Source organism: Faecalibacterium sp. IP-3-29, from assembly GCF_023347335.1.
In the GTDB taxonomy this organism is placed as follows: domain Bacteria; phylum Bacillota; class Clostridia; order Oscillospirales; family Ruminococcaceae; genus Faecalibacterium; species Faecalibacterium duncaniae.
The window spans coordinates 1,759,645-1,781,231 of record NZ_CP094471.1 but is presented as its reverse complement, the minus strand read 5'-3'; the positions used below and the strand labels follow the sequence as shown (position 1 = coordinate 1,781,231).

The following is a 21,587-nucleotide window of genomic DNA, read 5'->3' as shown; positions in this document are numbered from 1 at the left end:
GGAACAACAATGGCTGAAACCTATGGCTGGGCAGGCAAGATCCTGCGCGTCAACCTGACCACCGGTGAGATCACCACCCAGGACGACGCAAAATACCATAAATATATCGGCGGTATGGGCATGGCCTACCGCATTATGTACGAGGAAGCTCCCATGGAGCTGGATCCCTATGACGAGAAGGCTCTGGTCATCTTTGGTGTCGGCCCCCTGACCGGTGCCGGCGTGCCCTGCTCCGGCCGTATGAACGTGACCTTCCGTTCTACCTGGTCCAAGGGCCACTCCATCATCGATGCACACATGGGCGGCCACATCGGCTCCATGCTGAAGTATGCCGGTTACGACGGCATCGTTGTCAGCGGCATCTCCGAAAAGCCCGTCTACCTGCGCATCGAGGACGGCGAGGTCTCTCTGGAGGACGCAAGCGAGATCTGGGGCAAGGGTACCTTTGCTGCCAACAAGTGGATGGTGGAGCAGAACGGCCGTGAGTTCGAGACTGCTTCCATCGGCCCCGCCGGTGAGAACCTGGTGGATTACTCCACCCTGAACACCAGCTTCGGCAACTCCGGCGGTGCCGGTCTGGGCGCTGCCATGGGCAACAAGAAGCTGAAGGGCCTGGCCATCCGCGGCACCGGCAGCGTCAAGGTGGCTGACCCCAAGAAGGTGCTGGAGCTCTCCAACTACATGATGGGCAACCTGATCGGCGGCAACAACAACCACAACGTGCCCGCACAGCCCCAGAGCTGGGCAGAGTACAGCGCCACCTCCGGCAAGAACCGCTGGTCCGGCGCTCCCGGCCGTATGTGGAAGAAGGCTCCCGGCGGCCCCGTGGATACCGGCGAGCAGCCCTACAATGATATCAACAAGGTGGCTCTGCGCTGCTTCAAGGGCTACTTCGACTTCGGCGCTCCGGCTGCCGAGTACACCGTGAAGAACGGCGGCTGCTCCTCCTGCCCCATCCGCTGCTACACTGAGTACGATGTGGATCCGCTGGCCGATTACGACCTGCCCACCCACAACTCCAACACCTGTATGCCCGTGCTGTACGGCACCCGCGTCTATCCGGACGGCGTGCACGATTTCAAGTACGAGGGCGACGGCACCATGGTCATCAACCTGGCATGGTCTCATGCTGTGGACGATATGGGCCTGTGGGACAACTACGGCAACCTGAACCGCGACCTGCTGTGGATCCTGCGGATGCCCCGTGAGGAGGCCACCAAGTACATCAGCGAGGCTGAGTACGACTCCCTGCCCTGGGAGTGGGAGAAGGCTGGCGATCCCCGCTGGGAGGTGGAGCTGATCCGCCGTATGGCTTACGGTGAGGGCGACCTGTCCGTGATCGCCAAGGGCACCCTGGCCATGATGGAGAAGTTCGGCCTGCCCAAGAGCTGGCTGGACCGCAACGATGGTGCCACCAACTCCAACCTGATCTACAACGGCTTCCCCAACCACCACGGCCCTGCTGAGGCATGGCAGGTGGGTATGCTGTACAACCTCGTCTACAACCGCGACTGCATGATCCACGAGATCGTCTGCGAGACCGGCTCCGGCGCTCCCTATGAGGTGACCAAGAAGGTCATGGAGGACTTCTTCGGCGAGGGCTGCTACGATAAGGCCAAGGCCTACACTCCCATCAACGAGAACAAGGCAAAGCTGGCTGCATACTGCGTCAACGACAAGAACTTCCACGACTCCGCCACCCTGTGCAACTGGATGTGGCCCATGACCCAGTCTCCCTCCAAGGAGCGCGAGTACCACGGCGACCTGGATCTGCAGGCAGACTTTATGACTGCTGTTACCGGCGAGACTTATACCCAGGCCGATCTGCAGGAGGACGGTGCCCGCATTACCCAGATGCTGCGCGCGATGACCGCCATCAGCTTCCAGCAGAATTGCGGCAGCGCAAACCTGCGTCAGGAGCACGATGCCATCTGTGATTGGGTGTTCGATAAGGACCCCGACTTCAAGGCATTTGAGGAAGGCACCACCAAGCTGGACCGCGCCGACATGGAGAAGGCAAAGGATCTGTTCTACGACATCTTCGGCTGGGACCGCACCACCGGTGTGCCCACCCGCGAGACGCTGGAGAAGTATGATCTGGCTGACATGGCTGATGATCTGGAAAAGCGCGGCATCTACGCCCAGAACACCGCAGCAGCTGAATAAATCCCATAGAAAGAGGAACGATCGTCATGTTGTTTGGCAGACGTAAACCCGGCTACACCACCACTGTGGACAGCAGCGTGGACCCGGAGCAGGCCGTTCTGGACCTGCAGAAGGCAGAGCTGGCCGCCAAGAAAAAGCCCAAGGCAGAGGTGTTCGACATCAATGCCGCCAGCGAGACGGCCCGCCGCTTGAAGGAAACGGGCAGCAGCTTTGACGGCAGCGCCGCTAAGACCGGCGAGGATGTGATCGCCGCCGTGGAGCGGGAGACCGCAGAGCTTGCAGCAATGCAGGCTGCCGGGGCCGCACCCGAAGCCGCCGAAACTGTGCAGGACGAGGCCGCAAAGCCTCAGCTGCTGGATTTTCTGGCCGGCGAGCCAGAGGCTGAAAACGATCCCTTTGCGGATCAGCCCACCAAGACCGTGCCGGAGCTGCCGGAGCTGACCCCCGCGCAGGAGCTGGCCGGTTACATCCGTTCCCGCAGTGCCGCCGCGCTTATCACGCCCCACGCACTGCTGGTCAGTGAGGTGGAGAACGCCGATGAGCTGCTGGCTCAGATGCCGCAGGATCCCCAGTGTGAGGATATCGTTGTCCGTGCAGGCGCAAAGGATACCTACTATTACTCCAACGCCAACATGAGCGATAACTACGCCATGATCGCCCAGCTCATTGAGGACAAAGACCTCTGTGTCATGTTTGCTGAGATGGTGCGCTTCAATGCACGGGTCTACCCCAGTGCCACCCCGCTGAAGTACTTCCAGCGCTCCCCCTACGGCCTTGCGCCGGAGGAGATCGAGCAGACCTGGAAGACCATGCAGGGCAGGCCGGAGTTTGCCGACATCGAAGAGCTGACCAACAATCAGAACGAGCGGTTCCTCTTCTCCACCCAGCATCTCACCCGCCGCTATGCAAAAGCCATCAGCGACGTGGATGATTTCTGCGACTAAAAGATCATACACAATTGAATAGGGTACAAGAGCTTCTTTGAGCAAGGCTGTCTAAACCCCGCAGGGGGCAGGACACCGCGCCGCAATGCTAAGGGCCAACGCCGGCATTCAAGGGTGGCAGGGGAAACCCGGCCGCCTTCCCGCAGAAGAAACGCTGCAATTTGAAAAAAAGAACTCCTCCCATCCACCGTTCCGGAGCGTTGCCTCCTTCCCGTTGCTGCAACAGCGGAAAAGGAAGCGGCTCCCTCGGCGTGGCGGCCTGCAGGCTGCCGCTCCGGGCCATGTTCGGTTTTTTGCGGGGGCGTTTTGATTTTCGGTCAGAACGTCTCCGCTTTTTTTCACCTGCCGATCGAAAAGAGATCTCCCCGGGAGTTTGTCCGGGCCATAGCGGGCAAACTGTGCCCCGGGGAGCGATGGAGGATTTTTGCAATGAAACAGCCTTTTTGCACGCCAGCCCAGGCCCTGCGCCGGGTGCTGGATGCTGCTGCGGCTCTCCCGGTGCCTGCCACGGAGCGGGTGCCGCTGGATGATGCCTGTGGGCGGATCGCAGCCCGGGACCTGTGTGCCCGGATGGATCAGCCCCCTTTTGACCGGAGCCCTCTGGATGGCTATGCCCTCCACAGTGCCGACACAGCCGGGGCGGGGGAGAAGACCCCTGTCACCCTGCCGGTGGTGATGAAGCTCTACGCCGGGGATGCCCCCGCCGCTGTCCTGCCTGCCGGGTGTGCCGCCCGGATCATGACCGGCGCACCCCTGCCCCCCGGCGCGGACTGCGTTCTGATGCAGGAGCTGACCGATGGCGGGGAGGAGCAGGTGCGCATTTACGCACAGCTCCAGCCCAACGCCAATGTGGTGTTCCGGGGTGAGGACATCGCCGCCGGTGCCCACATTGCCGCCGCCGGAACTGTGCTGACCCCGGCGCACATCGGTGTGCTGGCCGGTCAGGGCATCCCGGATGCCGAGGTCTTTCGCCCCCTGACCGTGGGCGTGCTTGCTACCGGCAGTGAGCTGCTGGAAGCGGGCGAGGCCTGGGCTCCCGGCAAGATCTACGATGCCAACGGGATCCAGAATGCCGCCCGCCTGCGGCAGCTGGGCTTTGCCATGGAGCGCACCCACTGCTCGGATGACCCGGAGGAGATCGCCGCCCGGATGCAGGATCTGCTTACCCGGTGTGATGCGGTGATCACCAGCGGCGGTGTTTCGGTGGGGCAGAAGGATTACCTGCCCACAGTGCTGGAAATGCTGCACGCGGAGCCTGTTTTTGCCGGGGTGGCCCAGAAGCCCGGCAGCCCCATGATCGCTGCACAGGTGGGGGAAAAGCTGGTGTTCTGCCTGTCCGGCAATCCCTTTGCCGCTGCTGCCACGCTGGAGCAGTATGCCGTTCCGGCCCTGCTGCGGGCCGCAGGGCGGCGGGAAGAGGACTGCATCCCGGTGCACACCCGGGGCAGGCTGGCCACCGGCTTTTCCAAGCCCAGCAAGGGAACCCGCTTTCTGCGGGCCAGAACGCTGGGCGGCCTGGTGGAGATCCCCGGCGAGGGCAACGCGGAGGCGCATTCCTCGGGCAGTCTGTCGGCCATGATGGGCTGCAACTGCCTGGTGGAGCTGCCTGCGGGCAGCGGCCCGGTGGCTCCGGGCGAAGAAGTGGAGGTACTGAACTTTGTACAGTGAAAAGAAACAGGCGCTTGCTGCCGAGCTGAGCCTGAAACGCCCGGCTGTGCTGGCCGTGAGCGGTGCGCACAACAGCGGCAAAACGACGTTATTGGAAAAACTCATCCCCCTGCTGCGGGCACAGGGCCTGAAGGTGGGTGTCATCAAGCATGACGGCCACGATTTCACCCCCGACGTGCCGGGCACCGACAGCTTCCGCCTGCGGGAGGCCGGGGCCGAGGGCGTGGCGGTCTTTTCGGGCAGCCGCTACCTGCTGACGGAGGAATTCCGCCTGAACGAGCAGGATCTGCTGGCCCTGTTTGAGCGCCACGGCTATGATCTGGTGCTGATGGAGGGCTTCAAGGAGAGCGGCTGGCCCAAGATCGAGGTGGTGCGCAAGGCTGTCTCGGAGGAGCCTGTCTCCTTTGAGCCGCTGGCCATCGTGGGGGATGTTCCGGGCGCGGATTTTGCGCTGGACGAGCCCGCAGCGCTGGCCGACTGGATCGCTGCACAGATGCCTGCATTGTAACAGGGGGAGGAAGAAACCATGAAACTGATCCGTACCGAAGACGCGGCAGGGCAGGTGCTCTGCCACGATATCACCCAGATCATCCCGGGTGAGTTCAAGGGGGCCCGCTTCAAAAAGGGCCACATCATTCAGCCCGAGGATATTCCGGTGCTGCTGAGCATCGGCAAGGAAAACCTCTATGTCTGGGAGAAAAAGCCCGGCATCCTCCACGAGGACGAAGCTGCCGCCCTGCTCTACAAGGCCGCTGCTGGTCAGAATATCCACGGCACCGAGCCCCGGGAGGGCAAGATCGAACTGATCGCCGACTGCGACGGTCTGCTCAAGATCGACCGCAGGGCCCTGCTGGCGGTGAACAGCACCCCCCAGATGATGATCGCCACGATCCACGGCGATCTGCCTGTGAAAAAGGGAGCCAAGCTGGCTGGTACCCGCATCATCCCGCTGGTCATTGAGCAGGAGAAGATGGAGGCCATGCAGGCTGCTGCCGGGCCGAAGCCCATCCTGAACGTGCTGCCCTTCCACCAGAAGAAGTTTGCCGTTATCACCACCGGCAGCGAGGTGTTCAAGGGCCGTATTGAGGACAAGTTTACTCCCATCCTCGAGCAAAAGCTGGCGGTGTATGGCTGTGAGATGGCCTTCCACAAGGTCTGCGATGATGACCCGGCGGGCATCACGGCCGCCATTCTGGAAGCAAAGGCCGCAGGCTGTGAGCTGATCTTTACCACCGGCGGCATGAGCGTGGACCCGGACGACCGCACCCCGCTGGCCATCAGGAACACCGGGGCCGAGATCGTTACCTACGGCGCGCCCGTGCTGCCCGGTGCCATGTTCCTGGTCAGCTATCTGGACGGTGTGCCGGTCTGCGGTCTGCCCGGCTGTGTGATGTACGCCAAGCGCACCATTTTTGACCTGCTGCTGCCCCGCCTGCTGGCCGATGACCCCATCACCGCCGAGGATATCGCCCGTCTGGGCGAGGGCGGCCTCTGCCTGGGCTGCGCCGAGTGCCACTGGCCCAATTGCGGCTTCGGACACTGCTGAAACCCTCTCAGCCAAAGCCTTTCGGCTTTGCCAGCTCCCCCGAAGGGGGAGCTTAACTAAGGTGAAAAAATATGAGTGAAAATAATCTGACACATTTTGATGCCGCCGGAAACGCCGTGATGGTGGACGTGAGCGAAAAGCCAGTCACGGCCCGGGAGGCCACGGCCCACGGTATCATTACCATGAATGCGGAAGCCTTTGCCGCTGTGGAAAGCGGTACCGTGAAAAAAGGCGATGTGCTGGGCGTGGCCCGGGTGGCCGGCATCATGGCCACCAAGCGCACCAGCGAGCTGATCCCCCTGTGCCACCCGCTGCCGCTGACCAAGGTGCAGATCGAGTTTGACCTGCTGCCCGAGCGCCGGGCCGTGGAAGCACGCTGCACGGTCAAGACCAGCGGCGCGACCGGCGTGGAGATGGAGGCCCTGACCGGCGTTTCCACCGCCCTGCTCACCATTTATGACATGTGCAAGGCCGTGGATAAGGGCATGGAGCTGGGCGAGATCCATCTGGTGGAAAAGACCGGCGGCAAGAGCGGACATTATATCCGGGCGGAGGGCGGCTATGTTTGATTCCAAGGGCCGCAATATCCATTATCTCCGCCTTTCCGTGACCGACCTGTGCAACCTGCGCTGCCGCTACTGTATGCCGGATGGCGTGGACAAGCTGGAACGGGAGGATATCCTGACCTACGAGGAATTCCTGCGCCTTGCCGCCCTGTTTGCCCGGTGCGGGGTGGATACCGTGCGGGTCACCGGCGGCGAACCGCTGGTGCGCAAGGGCGTGGAGCAGCTGGTCAAGGGGCTGAAAGCCATCCCCGGCATCCGGAAGGTCACCATGACCACCAATGCCGTCCTGTTGGAACAGCAGCTGCCCGCCCTGCTGGAGGCCGGGCTGGACAGCGTGAACATCAGTCTGGATACGCTGGACCCCGCCCTGTTTGCAAAGATCACGGCCCGGGATGAATTTGCCGCCGTGCAGGCGGGCATCCATGCCGCGCTGGAAAGCGGCATTCCGGTCAAGCTGAACTGCGTGCCCCAGGTGGGCGTGAACGAAGGTGAGCTGGAAGCGCTGGCCGCTCTGGCACAGGACAAGCCCCTGCAGGTGCGGTTCATCGAGATGATGCCCATCGGCTACGGGGCGGCCATGCCCTGTATCTCCGGCCCGGAGCTGCTGGCCCGCTTCCGCAGGCGCTGGCCGGAGCTGGCCCCGCTGCCCGGGGCCGCGTGTGCCGCGCTGGGCGATGGCCCGGCGGTCTATTACACCGTGCCGGGCTGGAAAGGGGACATCGGCTTCATTGCCGCTGTCCACGGCAAGTTCTGCGCCTCCTGCAACCGGGTGCGGCTGACCAGTCAGGGTTTTCTGCGCCCCTGCCTTGCCAGTGAGGCCGGATGTGACCTGAAAGCCCTGCTGCGCAGTGGCGCGTCTGACGAAGAGCTGCTGACTGCCATCCGTACCACCATCTGGGAAAAGCCCCAGGAACATCATTTTGAATTGAAACAGGACATCCCCGCGACCCGGGGCATGTACCGAATTGGAGGATAAATCTATGGGAAAACTTCTGGCGATCTGCACCAGCCCCCAGCGGGGCACGGTCAAGACCGAAGTGGAAAGCGCACGCCTGACCCCGGAATGGGGCGTTGAGACCGATGCCCACGGCGGGAACTGGCACCGTCAGGTCAGCCTGCTGAGTGCCGAAAAGATCGAGAACTTCCGCAAAAAGATCTGGGTGGACTACGGTGCCTTTGGCGAGAATCTGGTGGTGGAGGGCTACGATTTCCGCAATCTGCCCGTGACCAGCCGCTTTGCCATCGGGGACGTGGTGCTGGAAATGACCCAGATCGGCAAAGAGTGCCACAACGACTGCGTCATCAAGCAGAAGACCGGCGAGTGCATCATGCCCCGGGAGGGCGTGTTTGCCCGGGTGCTGCATGGCGGCGAGATCCATGTGGGGGACGAGGTGACCCTGCTGCCCCCGCCGGAAAATCCACCCCTGCGCGCTGCCGTCATCACCCTTTCTGACAAGGGCAGCCGGGGTGAGCGTGAGGACAAGAGCGGCCCCCTGATCGTGGAGATGCTCACCGCTGCAGGCTATCAGGTGGAGGAGACCATGATCCTGCCCGATGAGGCAAAGGCCCTGAAGGCACAGCTCATCCGGCTGGCCGATGGCCGTCAGGTCAACCTGATCCTGACCACCGGCGGCACCGGCTTTGCCCCCCGGGATATCACCCCGGAAGCCACCTATGCCGTAGCGGACCGCAACGCCCCCGGCATTGCTGAGGCCATGCGTTACCACAGCCTGAGCATCACCCCGCGCGGGATGCTCAGCCGTGCCGCCAGCGTGCTGCGGGGCAAGACCCTCATCGTCAACCTGCCCGGCAGCCCCAAGGCCGTGAAAGAGAATCTGGAGTACATCCTGCCCAGCCTGGAGCACGGGGTACGCATTGCCGCCGGGCTGGACGGAGAGTGCGCCCGCAAATAAGCCTGTTTTACCGCCGAGGCGCTGCTTTTGGTGCCGGGCGTAAAAATAAAAGTACAACAAAAGCATACCCACTGTAAGGAGCAAGACTATGAAAACTATGATCTCCCGCCGCGGCTTCCTGTGCGCTGCCGGCATCGCATCCGCATCTGCTGTTCTGACCGCCTGCGGCGGCTCCTCCAGCAGCACTGCATCTTCCACCGCATCCTCCGCTGCCGCCTCCTCTGAGGCTGCCTCCGGCGAGAGCATGGAGCTGATCGTTTTTGCTGCTGCCTCCCTGACCGAGACCCTGAACGCCATTGCCGAGACCTACTCCGCAGAGAACCCCGGCGTGACCTTCAGCTTCAACTTTGACTCTTCCGGAACCCTCAAGACCCAGATCCAGGAGGGCGCGGACTGCGACCTGTTCATCTCCGCCGGTCAGAAGCAGATGAACCAGCTGGACAGCACCGCTTCCGCTGAGGGGAACACCGAGGGCCTGGACTTTGTGGATGCCGAAAGCCGTGTGGATCTGCTGGAGAACAAGGTCGTGCTCTGTGTGCCTGAGGGCAGCGACAAGGGGATCGACAGCTTCGACAGCCTGGCCGAGCACCTGAAGGCAGAGGATATCCTGTTCTGCATGGGCAACAGCGATGTGCCCGTGGGTCAGTACACCCAGAAGATCCTGGCTTACTATGATCTGGATGAGGCAGCTCTGGCTGCTGCCGGTGTCATCACCTACGGCTCCAACGTCAAGGAAGTCACCACCCAGGTCAGCGAGGCCAGCGTGGATGCCGGTGTCGTTTACTGCACCGATGCGTACAGCGCCGGTCTGACCCCCGTGGACGAGGCCACCAAGGAAATGTGCGGCCAGGTCATCTACCCCGCCGCTGTGATGAAGAACGCCCTCCATGCCGAGGCTGCCAAGGAATTTCTGGCTTACCTGCGCACCGACAAGGCTGCGACCGTGTTCGAGAGCGTCGGCTTCACCACACTGTAAGCATCCGCTGGGGGGATGGTATGGACTGGTATCCCTTATGGAACAGCCTGCGCATTGCGCTGATCAGCTGCGCGGCGGTGTTCTTTTTAGGCATCTTTGCGGCCTACTACATTGCAAAGCTCCCGCGCGTGCTCAAAGGCGTGCTGGATGTGGTGCTCACCCTGCCCATGGTGCTGCCGCCCACGGTCGTGGGATATTTCCTGCTGCTGCTGTTCGGCGCAAAAAGGCCGCTGGGCATCTTTTTCATGGAACATTTCGGCGTGAAGCTGGTGATGAACTGGTACAGCGCCATCTTTGCTTCCATCGTGGTGGCCTTTCCGCTGATGTACCGCACGGCCCGCGGTGCCTTTGAGAGCTTTGACGAAACGCTGGCCTGGTCGGCACAGACGCTGGGGCTTTCCAACACCTGGATCTTCTGGCGGGTGCGGATGCCCTGCTGCCGTCAGGGCATTCTGGCCGGTACGGTGCTGGCCTTTGCCCGTGCGCTGGGCGAATATGGTGCCACCAGCATGATCGCAGGCTACACGCCGGGCAAGACGGCCACCATTGCAACCACGGTCTACCAGCTCTGGCGCACCAACGATGAAGCCGGGGCCATGCAGTGGGTGCTGGTGGATATCGTCATCTCGGCGGTGGTGCTGCTGGCAGTCAACCTGCTGGAACGCAGGCAGAAGCAGGGAGGAAAACGCGCATGAGCCTGGAAGTAAATGTGACCAAGCGATTTGATGGCTTTACTCTCCACGCTGCGTTCACGGCAGGGGACACCGCCACCGCCCTTCTGGGCGCGTCCGGCTGCGGCAAAAGCATGACCCTGCGCTGCATTGCAGGCATCGTCCGGCCGGACGAGGGACGCATCGTGCTGGATGGCCGGGTGCTGTTCGACAGCGCTCAGGGCATCGACCTGCCGCCCCAGCAGCGCAATGTGGGTCTGCTGTTCCAGAACTACGCCCTGTTCCCCAACATGACCGTGGAGCAGAATATCCTCAGCGCACTGAAAAAGGAAAAAGACCCTGCCGCCCGCAGGGCTGCCTGTGCCGAGGCATTGCGGGCTATGCGGCTGGAGGAACTGGCCAAGCGCCTGCCCGGCGCGCTTTCAGGCGGACAGCAGCAGCGTGCCGCCCTGGCCCGCATCCTGGCGGCCCAACCCCGCATCCTGATGCTGGACGAGCCGTTCAGTGCGCTGGACAGCTATCTGCGCGAGGAGGTGGAGGGGGAGGTGGGCAGCCTGCTGGCCGGATTTGCGGGCACAGCCCTGCTGGTGACCCACAACCGGGACGAGGCCTACCGCCTGTGCAGGGAGATGATCGTGATGGACAGCGGCGAGGTGCTCCGGGTAGGTACGACCAAGGAGGTCTTTGCCGACCCCCGCACCCGTGCCGCCGCCCGCCTGACCGGCTGCAAGAACATTCTGCCCTGCACCCGGGTGGGGGAGCATACCGTTCATCTGGCGGGCTGGGAACAGCCGCTGACCGTGGCTCTGCCGGTGCCCGAGGGCTGCCGTGCCGTGGGCATTCGCGCCCATGATTTTGCGCCCTGCGCTCCCGGCACCCCCAACAGCCTGCCGGTGCAGGCTGTCTCCACCAGTGAGAATCCCTTTGACTGGAACATGATCTTCACCCTGCCCGGCGGTGAGACTCGCCTGTGGTGGAAGGTGTCCAAGGAGACGCTGGCGGCCCCGCCGCCAAAAGCACCCGCCTGCCTTGCTGCCGCCCCGGAAAATATCATGCCGCTGGTCTGAGGCAAAAAATCGTTCTCTCCCTGCTCCCGAAACAGAAATACGGAGCAGGGAGAATTTTTTTGAAAAAAGTACTTGACTTTATCAAGTAATGTGATTATACTAGACCTTGTCAAGTAAAGGAGATGCAAAGAGTGATCCAATCGACCATATCCTTCTACGTGATGGAGTTTTACAAGCAGTTCACAGCCTACACCACCCAGCAGCTGCAGGAGTTTGGCCTGAGCTGTGGCATGATGTATTTTGTGATCTACGTGGGCAAACATCCCGGCTGCACCCCGGCTGAGATGACCAAAAACCTGCACCTGGACTGGGGCCACTGCCAGCGCAGCGTGATCAAGCTGGTGGAAGATGGCTTTATGACCCGGGAAAAGCAGGGCCGCAGTTATCATTTGGGGCTGACCCCGGCGGGTGAGAGAGCATTCCGGACCTGCCACCAGGTATTTTTCGATTGGGATGCACAAAATTTGAGCGGGCTGACCGAAGAGGAACAGCACCAGCTCCTGAGCCTGCTGCAAAAGGCAGCACGGACGAGGAAAGAGAGTGTGTAACATGTACGACACCATCCTGAGCCCCATTGATTACGGTGGAATGCAGCTGAAGAACCGCATTATCTTTGCCCCCACCACCTTCGGCCTTTCGGACGAGGAATATCTGGCGGAGATGGAGCGGCTGGCCAAGGGCGGCTGCGCCATGATCATCATCGGCGACGTGCCGGTGGCCAAGAGCCGGTTCGAGAAGTCCCTGTTTGACAAAAAGGGCTTTGCCTTCTATCAGCAGATCTGCGAGATCGCCCACAAATACAGCTGCAAGGTCTGCGCCCAGCTCCACCAGACCGATACCGACATGATGTCCATCATCAAGTGCATCCCGGGGATGCTGATGAAAAAAATCACCCCCGACCAGCTGCGGGAGCGGATGAACGATGCCGTGGGCCCCTACATCACCAAGATGTCCCAGAAAAAGATCCATCAGATCATCGCGGGCTTTGGCAAGGCTGCTGTGCTGGCAAAGCAGGCGGGCTTTGACATGGTGCAGGTGCACGGCGACCGGATGTGCGGCAGCTTCTCTTCCGCCATCTTCAACCACCGCACCGATGAATACGGCGGCAGTGCCGAGCGCCGCGCCCGCTTTGCCGTGGAAGCTGTCAAGGCAGTGCACGCCGCTGTGCCCGGCATGGCCATTGACTACAAGCTGGCTGTCCGGCAGGAGAACCCCCATTACGGCAACGCCGGTGTGGTGGAGGAGGAACTGGCCGTGTTCGTGCCCCTGCTGGTGCAGGCAGGCGTGACCAGCTTCCATGTGACACTGGCCAACCACTCTGCGCTGGAAAATACCATCCCGTCGGCCAGCCACCCCGAGTTCAAGGAGACCGGCTGCTTCCTCAAGTTCTGCGATGAGGTGCGCCGGTATACCAGCGTGCCGCTCTGCGGTGTGGGCGGCCTGAACGACCCCGATTTTGTGGAGCAGCAGCTTGCCAGCGGCCGCATCCAGTGTGCGGCAATGTGCCGCCAGCTGCTGGCCGACCCCAACTGGGTCAACAAACTGCAGAGCGGCAATGCGGCAAAGATCCACCGCTGTGTCCGCTGCAACAAGAAGTGCCTGGGCGGCCTGATCGCCCATCAGGGCACCCGCTGTATCTATGATGCCCTGAACGCAAAAGAACAGGGAAGCATCTGATATCAAACATAATAAAGGAGAATGACCATGAGCTACGCCATCGTTTTCAGCAGCAAGACCGGCAACACCCGCCTGCTGGCCGACACCCTTCGCGCAAGCTTGCCCCAGAATGAGTGCACCTACTTCGGAGCACCGGCCCCGGAGGCACTGGAGGCTGAGACCCTTTACATCGGCTTCTGGACGGACAAGGGCCATGCCGATGACACCCTCACCGCCTTTTTGCAGACCCTGAAGGGGAAGCAGGTCTTTTTGTTCGGCACCGCAGGCTTTGGCGGCAGTGCGGAATATTTCGAGCAGATCCTGGCAGCGGTGCAGAAGTCGCTGGATGAGAGCAACACGGTCATTGGAACTTATATGTGCCAGGGCAAGATGCCCATGACTGTGCGCCAGCAGTACGAAAAGATGCTGCAGCAGCCCAACCATGCACCCAACCTCGAGATGCTGATCGAGAATTTTGACAAGGCGCTGGCTCACCCGGATGCCGCAGACCTCGACCAGCTGCGCAAAAAGGCGGCAGAGGTGCAGGCATAACGGAAGAACTCTTCAAAAAGCAGTTTTTTGAGAAAGCTGCTCCAAAACAGTTGACAGGTTCTGCCCGATGTGGTAGGATAATGTCGAGGAAATGGGAACAGTTCCTCAAGGTGAATTGAATATTCTCGGCAAAACAGTCGAAAGGCTGTGACGCAAAGCTACAGGGCCTGTAAAATGGCAGCCAGCTGCTTCTCAAAGAAATTTTTCTTTGGGTGACCTGCTTAGAATTTCTAGGTGTTGTTTTGCTGAGTGTATTGCAGAACAACACCTTTTTTCGTTCTCAAATTTCTTCCCAAAAGAAGAAAGGCACGCAAAACTGAATATCCTCGGCAAAGCAGTCGAAAGGCTGTGACGCAAAGCTATAGGGCCTGTAAAATGGCAGCCAGTTGCTTCTCATCACCTGAGGGTCTCCACAGCGGAGATTGGGTGTTGAGTGACCTTCATCTGAAGCATCAGGTGTCGATTGCCGAGTATACCAGCAATCGACACCTTTTTTCATGGGGCAACACAAAAGAGGTTCAACACCATGCGTAACGCTTCGATGAAAGTCCTGAAGAATCTGGTCTGCTGCGCCGCATTCATCTGCCTGATGTTTGTTCTGGCAATGCCCGCACACGCAGCTTCCAAGGCCGATGAGCTGCTGCAGCTCGTCAACGCAGAGCGTGCACAGGCCGGTGTGGCTCCTCTGAGCATGGGCAGCAGCGCACTGAATGCTGCCGCACAGGCCCGTGCAGAAGAACTTACCGTCAATTATTCCTACAACCGCCCCAATGGCAGCCGCGAGTTCACCATCCTGCCGGAGTACGGTGTGGACGATGTTTCTGTGGGCGAGAACTACTGGGCAGCTGCTGAGAATGCTTCGGACGTGGTCGCCGCCTGGAATCGCTACGATTTCTTCAAGGAGCGGATGCTGGACAAGGATGCCACCTCCGTTGGCATTGGCTACTACGAGGGCGGCGAGTACGGCAATTACTGGGTGATGATCTTTACCTACGCCCGCGGCACCAGTGAGAACGGTTTCGCACAGGAAGTGCTGGCGCTGGTCAACGCTGAGCGCGCAAAGGAAGTGGCAAAGGTCGCTTCCCACACCCGCCCCGATGGCACCAACTGCTTCACCGTGCTGAAAGAGTACGGCGTGTCTGATACCGCCACCGGCGAGAATGCCGCCTGGGGCGAGACCACGCCCGAAAAGGTCGTTGCAGACTGGATGGCTTCGGAAGGCCACCGTGTCAATATCATGGACCCTGCCGCCAAGTATATGTGCCTTGGCTACAACTACGATGCCAATTCTCAGTGGGGCCACAACTGGATCCAGATCTTCGCAAAGTAAGCGGATGACTTCCATTGAGCGTTGTACGATAAAATAAAACAGAGCAAAAAGAGATGCACCCCGCTCCCTGAACCGGTTTCAGGAAGGCGGGGTGCATCTCTTTTGCTTTTTATTCTGCTGCCATCTCAGCCACATCCTCGGGGCTGAAATCGCCCAAGGGCAGGATGAGCCGGCCCAGCGTTTCCTGCGGCAGGGCGGCAAGCCGGACACTCTCGTCCGCAATTTCGGCAGGGCAGAGGACGTGCACGCCGTCCGCACCAGTCTCTACCCGGGCGCGGTGGCCGGTGGCAATGTACTGGATGCCCAGCCGGTCAGCCGCCGCCAGCAGGGCGGGGAAGCGCAGGTCGGCCGGGGCAGCGGTCTCCTCGGCCAGCTGGCTGGCCAGTTCGCTGGCATTCAGGGTGATGCACTCGATGCCCAGAGCCTTGGCGGCTTCCCTGGCGGCATCCACAACGGGGTCATCGGTGCACAGACGCACCACAGCGCCCATCACCGCAAAGCCCTGCTGCTGTAAAATGCGGACAGCTGCTTTGCAGCCCGTGCCGCCGCACAGGCCCACCAGCACCTTGTCCTGCTGTTCATAGGTATCGAACCCGCTGCCGGGCAGAAATGTATCGCTCATCGTCCCTGTCTCCCTCCGTGTGCCTGACTTTGTGCCACGGCCAGCTGGTCGCAGCGCTCGTTTTCCGGGTGGCCTGCATGGCCCTTGACCCAGACATAGGTGATCTTGTGCCGGGCTTCCTGCTCCAATGCCTGTTCCCACAGGTCGGGGTTCAGGGCAGGGGAGCCGTCGGACTTTTTCCAGCCCCGGCGCTTCCAGCCCCTGGCCCAGCCCTTTTCCAGCCCGTTGATGACGTACTGGCTGTCAGAGCACAGCCGCACCTCACAGGGCTCCTTGAGCTGGCGCAGGGCCTCGATAAAGGCGGTCAGCTCCATCCGGTTGTTGGTGGTGGAAGCATCGCCGCCGCTGAGCTCTTTTTCGTAGACCTTGCCGTTGAAGCGGTAGCGCAGCACTGCGCCCCAGCCGCCCGGGCCGGGGTTGCCGCTGCACGCGCCATCGGTGTAAACTTCGACTTGTTTCATCTGTTTCTCCCGGAACTTGAATTTTTGGATACCTCTATTTAGAGCTATTTTTCCGGTTCTGTCAAGAGGAAAACGTATCATCCCCGGCTTTTCCGGCAAAGCTTTGAATTGACAAAGTGGACAAGAAATACTATACTGTTTGTAACAAAATGCGTATAGGGGCGCACCGGTGCGGTGTGTCCGGCCGGAACGGGGCAGTGCCGCGGTCGCATCGAACAGATGGACTGACAGGGCAGAAATTACTCCGTTCCGGCCATCCCAGTGCCGAAAACGGGCATGGAAGCGAAAAATTCTATACGATGGTTTCGATGGGAGCGGCGGTGCGCTTGCTGCTCCTTCACAACAGACAGGCCGCTCGCAAAGGGGTGTGCCTGCGTTTTGTAATTGATTTTGGAGGTACCGCATGGCACAGGTCAAAGAACAGAACCCGGCTCAGGCTCAGAACAATCCGAACAGAAACAGTGAATCCGGTGGGGAAAAGCGTACCCGCACCCGCCGCCCTTATTATAACCGGCGGCCCCGCCGTTCTCAGCAGCCCAAGGAGGCCGCTGTGCCCATCCACATCTACCCGCTGGGCGGTCTGGGCGAAGTGGGCAAGAACATGACCGTGTATGAGTGCAACGGGGATATGATCATTGTGGACTGCGGCCTTGTATTCCCGGACAGTGAGATGTACGGCGTGGACATGGTCATCCCTGACTTTACTTTTGTGGTGCAGAATAAGGACAAGATCAAGGGCCTGCTCATCACCCACGGCCACGAAGACCACATCGGCAGCATTCCCTACCTGCTGCAGAAGTTTGATCTGCCCATCTACGGCACCCGGCTGACCTGCGGCCTCATCCGGAACAAGCTGGAGGAGTTTGGTCTGGCGGGCAAGACCAAGTTCGTGGAGATCACCCCCAAACAGAAGATCAAGCTGGGCTGCTTTACCGTGGAGCCCATCCATGTCAACCACTCCATCCCCGATTCCGTGGCCTTTGCCATTGACAGCCCCGCCGGAACGATCATCCAGACCGGCGACTTCAAGATCGATTACACCCCGCTGGCCTGCGGCGTGACCGACCTGACCACCCTTTCGGAGTATGGTCAGAAGGGTGTGCTGGCCCTGCTGAGCGATTCCACCAACGCCGAGCGCCCGGGCTTTACCGCCACAGAGCAGAAGGTGGCCGCCGGTGTCCGCAACCTGTTTGCACGTGCCCGGAACAAGCGCATCATCATTGCGACCTTTGCGTCCAATATCTACCGCGTCCAGCAGATCATTGATCTGGCCGTGGAGGATGGCCGCAAGGTGGCGTTCAGCGGCCGCAGCATGGTCAATAACACTGCCATGGCGCAGGAGCTGGGCTATATGCACATCCCCGAGGGCACCCTTATCAGTGTGGATGAGCTGAACCAGTACCCGCCGGAGCAGGTGGTGCTGATCACCACCGGCAGCCAGGGCGAACCCCTGAGCGCCCTTTCCCGCATGGCCTCCTGCAGCCACCGTCAGGTGCGGGTGGGCCCCGGCGACTTCATCATCATCTCCGCCAACCCCATTCCCGGCAACGAGAAGAGCGTGACCAAGATCGTCAACGGTCTGCTCCTGCTGGGCGCGGAGGTCATCTACGAGAGCATGTATGATGTCCATGTTTCCGGCCACGCCTGCCAGGAGGAGCAGAAGCTGATGCTCACCCTGACCAGACCCAAGTATTTCCTGCCCGTGCACGGCGAGTACAAGCAGCTGAAAAAGCATGCCCTGACCGCCGCGTCTCTGGGCATTCCCACCAGCAACATCCTCATTGCCGAGAACGGCTCCAACGTTATCCTGAGCCGGGACGAGATCAAGCTGGGCGAGCCTGTCACCGCCGGTGCCGTGATGGTGGACGGCCTGGGCGTGGGTGATGTAGGCAATGTGGTCCTGCGTGACCGCAAGCATCTCTCTGAGGATGGTCTGGTCATCATTGTGGCCACCGTGGACAGCAAGACCGGCAAGGTGCTGGCGGGGCCTGACCTTGTGAGCCGCGGCTTTGTCTATGTGCGCGAGAACGAGAGCCTGATGGACGGGGCCCAGAGCATTGTGGAAAACGCGCTGGATCGCTGCGTGGAAGAGCATGTGCGCGACTGGAACAGCGTCAAGACCCGGGTACGTGAGGCGCTGAGCAGCTATATCTACCGCCGCACCAAGCGCAGCCCGATGATCCTCCCCATTCTGATGGAGGTATAAGCCGGAAGCCGCCCCGCCGGGGCAGGCAGACCAGGAGGCAGAAGATTCCATGAAACAAAAACCGAGATGGACGTTGGAAATGCTGATCGCCGCGCTGGCAGTGCTGTGTGCACTGCTGACACTGGCGCTTCTGGTGCAGCGGCCCGCGGGCTGGCCTGCGCTGGCAGTGCTGGTGGTGCTGTGGGGCATCGGCATCTGCGTTTTCCGGTATCAGCTGCGGCGCTGGACCGCCAAGTGGGTGGCTGGCGGCAGCTTTGAAAATTCCAGGACCCAATACAGCCTGGAATCTCTCTCTCAGCCGGCGGCTCTGCTTTCTGGCGAGACGGTGCTGTGGTATAACAGCCGCTTCCGCACGGCGCTGCTGGGCGGCGAGGACCGGCTTGCAGGCAGGGCACAGAAGCTGCTGCCCGGCCTGGACACCGCACAGGCCCGCGCCCCGGAAGGGCAGCAGCTCAATCTGGCCGACGGTGTGTGGAATGTGCACAGCAGTACCGTGCCGGGCGGCAGCGAGAGCATGACGCTGCTTGTGTTCAATGAGGAGACCGCCCTGCGCAGGATCGAAACGGAGTACAAGGCCAGCCGCCCGGGGTACATGGTGTTCCTGGTGGATGGCTACGACGATGTGTTCAGCGATATGCTGGACAGTGAGCGCGCCCGCCTGCTGGAGGGCATCAACCGGGTGCTGGAGGATATGATCGGCCGGGGCACAGGCTTTCTGCGCCGCGTTGCCAGCGGCCGCTATATCGCCGTGGTGGAAGAGCGCCATCTGGAGCAGTATGCCCAGCGCGGCTACGATGTGCTGGATAAGATCCGTGCTCTGGACCCCAGCGTGAACCTGTCCATCTCCATTGGCATCGGGCGCGGAGCCAAGACCCTGCGGGAAGCCCAGGATATGGCCGTGCAGGCGCTGGATATGGCGCAGGGCCGCGGCGGTGATCAGGCCGCTGAGATGACCCCGGACGGCTTTACCTTTTACGGCGGCGTGAGCCACGGCGTGGAAAAGCGCAGCAAGGTGCGCAGCCGCATCGTGGCCGATCAGCTGGTCAGGCTCGTCAAGGAGGCGGACCATGTGGTCATCATGGGCCACCGGATGAGCGATCTGGATGCCATCGGCGCTGCCGAGGGCGTGCTGCGCATCTGCAAGATCTGCGATGTCCCGGCGGTGATCGCCGTCAGGCGGGATGCCACACTGGCGGGCAGCCTGATCGATGCCCTGTGCCGGGCCGGGCAGGCAGATGATTTCATCGACCCCAAGGGGGCTTTGCCCATTATCTCCAAGAAAACGCTCTGCGTGGTGGTGGATACATACCAGCTGGGCCTTGTGGAAAGTAAGGAGATCCTGGAAAGGTGCGGCAAGGTGGCTGTCATCGACCACCACCGCAAGGGCGTGGGCTTCATCGAGCATGCAGACCTTGTCTGCCACGAGCCCTATTCCTCCTCGGCCAGTGAGCTGGTCACGGAGCTTTTGCAGTATGTGGGCGACCGGGACGACAAGCCCAGCCGGGTAGAGGCAGAGGGCCTGCTCTCGGGCATTATGCTGGATACCCGGGACTTCACCCTGCATACCGGTGTGCGCACGTTTGAAGCTGCCGCCGCTCTGCGCCGTTACGGTGCGGAGACGGAGCGGGTGCGCCAGCTCTTTGATGTGACCATGGTGGAGTACAACGCCAAGGCAGACCTTGTGGAGGCTGCCCAGATGTACCGCAACTGTGCCATTTCCGTCAGCGGCGAGGTGCCCCCCGAGGCCCGTGTGGCCATTGCGCAGGCAGCCAACGACCTGCTGACCATCCAGAATGTGGAGGCCAGCTTTGTGGCCGTGCAGGTGGGGAGCGGCGTGAATATTTCCGCCCGCAGTCTGGGAGCGGTCAATGTTCAGGTCATCATGGAAAGTCTGGGCGGCGGCGGCCACCAGACTATGGCAGCGGCCCAGCTCAAACATATCACCCCCGAGGCAGCCCGGGCACGCATCCAGACCGCCATTGACCAGTACCGTGAGAGCCAGAAGAAGCCGCTCTCCAAAAATGAACCTGAATCCAGAAAAAAGGAGAAGCAGGGATGAACCATTACGATTATCTCATCGTAGGCGCAGGCCTTTACGGTGCGGTGTTTGCCCAGCAAGCAAAAAAGGCGGGCAAAACATGCCTTGTGATTGATAAGCGCGGCCACGTTGCCGGGAATATCTACACCGAGGAAGTGGAGGGCATACAGGTCCACCGCTATGGGGCCCACATCTTCCACACCAGCAGCAAGGCAGTGTGGCAGTATGTGAACCAGTTTGCGGAGTTCAACCGCTACACCAACAGCCCCGTTGCCAACTATCACGGCGAGGTCTACAATCTGCCCTTCAATATGAACACCTTCAATAAGATGTGGGGGGTGGTGACCCCCGCCGAGGCCAAGGCAAAGATCGAGGAGCAGAAGCGGGAAGCGGGCATCACCGACCCGAAAAATCTTGAGGAGCAGGCCATCAGTCTGGTGGGCACGGACATTTACGAAAAGCTCATCAAAGGCTACACCGGCAAGCAGTGGGGCCGCCCCTGCACCGAACTGCCGGCTTTCATCATCAAACGCCTGCCGGTCCGCTTTACCTACGACAACAACTATTTCAACGCGCTGTATCAGGGCATCCCCGATGGCGGCTATACCGCTATGGTGGAAAAGATGCTGGAGGGCATCGAGGTGCGGCTGAATGTGGATTATCTGGCCGACCGGGAGAACCTGAACGCACTGGCCGACAAGGTGGTTTACACCGGCCCGGTGGATGCCTACTTTGGCTACCGGCTGGGGGCCCTGCAGTACCGCAGCGTCCGCTTTGAGACTGAGGTGCTGGATACCGACAACTATCAGGGCAACGCGGTGGTGAACTATACCGATGCGGAAACGCCCTATACCCGGATCATTGAGCACAAGCATTTTGCGTTCGGCACCCAGCCCAAAACGGTGATCAGCCGGGAGTACAGCACCGAGTGGAAGCCGGGTGACGAGCCCTATTACCCCGTCAACGACGAGAAGAACGGTGCCCTGTACGCCCGCTACAAGCAGTTGGCCGATGTCGAGCCGAACGTCATTTTCGGCGGCCGGTTGGGCGAGTACAAGTATTATGATATGGATAAGGTGATTGAAGCTGCGCTGGACGTGGCAGGGAAAGAGTTGGCGTGAACTGCTGATCGCCGCACGAGGGGAGTTTCTCCGGCAAGTGTCCGCTGGGGTGGGACCCTGTTGCCGCGCAGCGGCAATAGGGCG

At 61.0% G+C, this 21,587-nt stretch carries 20 protein-coding genes and 2 riboswitches; of the genes, 18 read left to right on the top strand and 2 right to left on the bottom strand.

Translation table 11 applies throughout. The features are described 5' to 3' along the window. The first annotated feature begins 9 nt into the window (after positions 1-9). The 15 genes from MTP40_RS08465 to MTP40_RS08395 all read left to right on the top strand — a co-directional run bounded on the left by MTP40_RS08465 (position 10) and on the right by MTP40_RS08395 (position 15,055). Positions 10-2,166 (top strand): aldehyde ferredoxin oxidoreductase N-terminal domain-containing protein, encoded by a 2,157-nt coding sequence (locus tag MTP40_RS08465; RefSeq protein ID WP_117476945.1) that lies wholly within the window; start codon positions 10-12, stop codon positions 2,164-2,166. 26 nt (positions 2,167-2,192) lie between these two features. Then, positions 2,193-3,110 (top strand): hypothetical protein, encoded by a 918-nt coding sequence (locus tag MTP40_RS08460; protein ID WP_249259185.1) that lies wholly within the window; start codon positions 2,193-2,195, stop codon positions 3,108-3,110. 429 nt (positions 3,111-3,539) lie between these two features. Further along, positions 3,540-4,778, top strand: a complete 1,239-nt coding sequence (locus MTP40_RS08455) for a molybdopterin molybdotransferase MoeA (protein WP_249259184.1) — start codon at positions 3,540-3,542, stop codon at positions 4,776-4,778. Beyond that, positions 4,768-5,286: a molybdopterin-guanine dinucleotide biosynthesis protein B gene (gene mobB / locus MTP40_RS08450; protein WP_249259183.1), complete on the top strand. Its 519-nt coding sequence runs from the start codon at positions 4,768-4,770 to the stop codon at positions 5,284-5,286. The genes MTP40_RS08455 and mobB overlap by 11 nt, the downstream gene beginning before the upstream one ends. Positions 5,287-5,304: 18 nt before the next feature. Further along, the gene (locus tag MTP40_RS08445) at positions 5,305-6,324 is read left to right on the top strand and encodes a molybdopterin-binding protein (protein WP_097773731.1); all 1,020 of its coding nucleotides are present in this window, start codon (positions 5,305-5,307) and stop codon (positions 6,322-6,324) included. 71 nt (positions 6,325-6,395) lie between these two features. Beyond that, positions 6,396-6,893: a cyclic pyranopterin monophosphate synthase MoaC gene (moaC, locus tag MTP40_RS08440; protein ID WP_249259182.1), complete on the top strand. Its 498-nt coding sequence runs from the start codon at positions 6,396-6,398 to the stop codon at positions 6,891-6,893. Beyond that, positions 6,886-7,866: a GTP 3',8-cyclase MoaA gene (moaA, locus tag MTP40_RS08435; RefSeq protein WP_098925117.1), complete on the top strand. Its 981-nt coding sequence runs from the start codon at positions 6,886-6,888 to the stop codon at positions 7,864-7,866. The genes moaC and moaA overlap by 8 nt, the downstream gene beginning before the upstream one ends. Positions 7,867-7,870: 4 nt before the next feature. After that, on the top strand, positions 7,871-8,803 hold the full coding sequence (locus MTP40_RS08430; protein ID WP_249259181.1) for an MOSC domain-containing protein: 933 nt from the start codon (positions 7,871-7,873) through the stop codon (positions 8,801-8,803). A gap of 88 nt (positions 8,804-8,891) precedes the next feature. After that, complete coding sequence (gene modA, locus MTP40_RS08425; RefSeq protein WP_249259180.1) at positions 8,892-9,779, top strand: molybdate ABC transporter substrate-binding protein; 888 nt, start codon at positions 8,892-8,894, stop codon at positions 9,777-9,779. A 20-nt stretch (positions 9,780-9,799) separates the two neighbouring features. After that, positions 9,800-10,474 carry a molybdate ABC transporter permease subunit gene (gene modB, locus MTP40_RS08420; RefSeq protein ID WP_154277332.1) on the top strand — a complete coding sequence of 225 codons (675 nt, stop codon included), beginning with the start codon at positions 9,800-9,802 and terminating at the stop codon, positions 10,472-10,474. Continuing rightward, on the top strand, positions 10,471-11,517 hold the full coding sequence (locus MTP40_RS08415; protein ID WP_249259179.1) for a sulfate/molybdate ABC transporter ATP-binding protein: 1,047 nt from the start codon (positions 10,471-10,473) through the stop codon (positions 11,515-11,517). Before modB ends, MTP40_RS08415 begins: the two co-directional genes overlap by 4 nt. Before the next feature lie 122 nt (positions 11,518-11,639). Further along, on the top strand, positions 11,640-12,065 hold the full coding sequence (gene bilQ / locus MTP40_RS08410) for a bilirubin utilization transcriptional regulator BilQ (RefSeq protein ID WP_249259178.1): 426 nt from the start codon (positions 11,640-11,642) through the stop codon (positions 12,063-12,065). A gap of 1 nt (position 12,066) precedes the next feature. Then, positions 12,067-13,194 (top strand): bilirubin reductase, encoded by a 1,128-nt coding sequence (bilR, locus tag MTP40_RS08405; RefSeq protein WP_249259177.1) that lies wholly within the window; start codon positions 12,067-12,069, stop codon positions 13,192-13,194. Between the two features lie 27 nt (positions 13,195-13,221). Further along, on the top strand, positions 13,222-13,725 hold the full coding sequence (gene bilS / locus MTP40_RS08400) for a flavodoxin family protein BilS (protein ID WP_117476952.1): 504 nt from the start codon (positions 13,222-13,224) through the stop codon (positions 13,723-13,725). Positions 13,726-13,842: 117 nt separating this feature from the next. After that, positions 13,843-13,918, top strand: a riboswitch (cyclic di-GMP riboswitch). A 125-nt stretch (positions 13,919-14,043) separates the two neighbouring features. Further along, positions 14,044-14,119: riboswitch (cyclic di-GMP riboswitch) on the top strand. Between the two features lie 132 nt (positions 14,120-14,251). Then, a complete protein-coding gene (locus tag MTP40_RS08395) occupies positions 14,252-15,055 on the top strand; it encodes a CAP domain-containing protein (protein ID WP_243136782.1) in 804 nt (267 codons plus the stop codon). Positions 15,056-15,164: 109 nt separating this feature from the next. Here the strand turns inward: MTP40_RS08395 and MTP40_RS08390 are convergent, their stop codons facing one another. Together MTP40_RS08390 and rnhA are read right to left on the bottom strand one after the other, a co-directional pair. Further along, a complete protein-coding gene (locus tag MTP40_RS08390; RefSeq protein ID WP_207697679.1) occupies positions 15,165-15,677 on the bottom strand; it encodes a hypothetical protein in 513 nt (170 codons plus the stop codon). After that, positions 15,674-16,138, bottom strand: coding sequence for a ribonuclease HI (gene rnhA, locus MTP40_RS08385; RefSeq protein WP_035393761.1), 465 nt, complete (start codon positions 16,136-16,138; stop codon positions 15,674-15,676). The genes MTP40_RS08390 and rnhA overlap by 4 nt, the downstream gene beginning before the upstream one ends. Before the next feature lie 403 nt (positions 16,139-16,541). Between rnhA and MTP40_RS08380 the strand changes: the two genes are divergently transcribed. The 3 genes from MTP40_RS08380 to glf are packed head-to-tail and all read left to right on the top strand — an operon-like array spanning position 16,542 to position 21,503. Beyond that, positions 16,542-18,344, top strand: coding sequence for a ribonuclease J (locus MTP40_RS08380; protein WP_097770527.1), 1,803 nt, complete (start codon positions 16,542-16,544; stop codon positions 18,342-18,344). Positions 18,345-18,393: 49 nt separating this feature from the next. Next, on the top strand, positions 18,394-20,403 hold the full coding sequence (locus MTP40_RS08375) for a DHH family phosphoesterase (protein WP_249259176.1): 2,010 nt from the start codon (positions 18,394-18,396) through the stop codon (positions 20,401-20,403). Continuing rightward, a complete protein-coding gene (glf, locus tag MTP40_RS08370; protein WP_249259175.1) occupies positions 20,400-21,503 on the top strand; it encodes a UDP-galactopyranose mutase in 1,104 nt (367 codons plus the stop codon). The genes MTP40_RS08375 and glf overlap by 4 nt, the downstream gene beginning before the upstream one ends. The last annotated feature ends 84 nt before the right edge of the window (positions 21,504-21,587 follow it).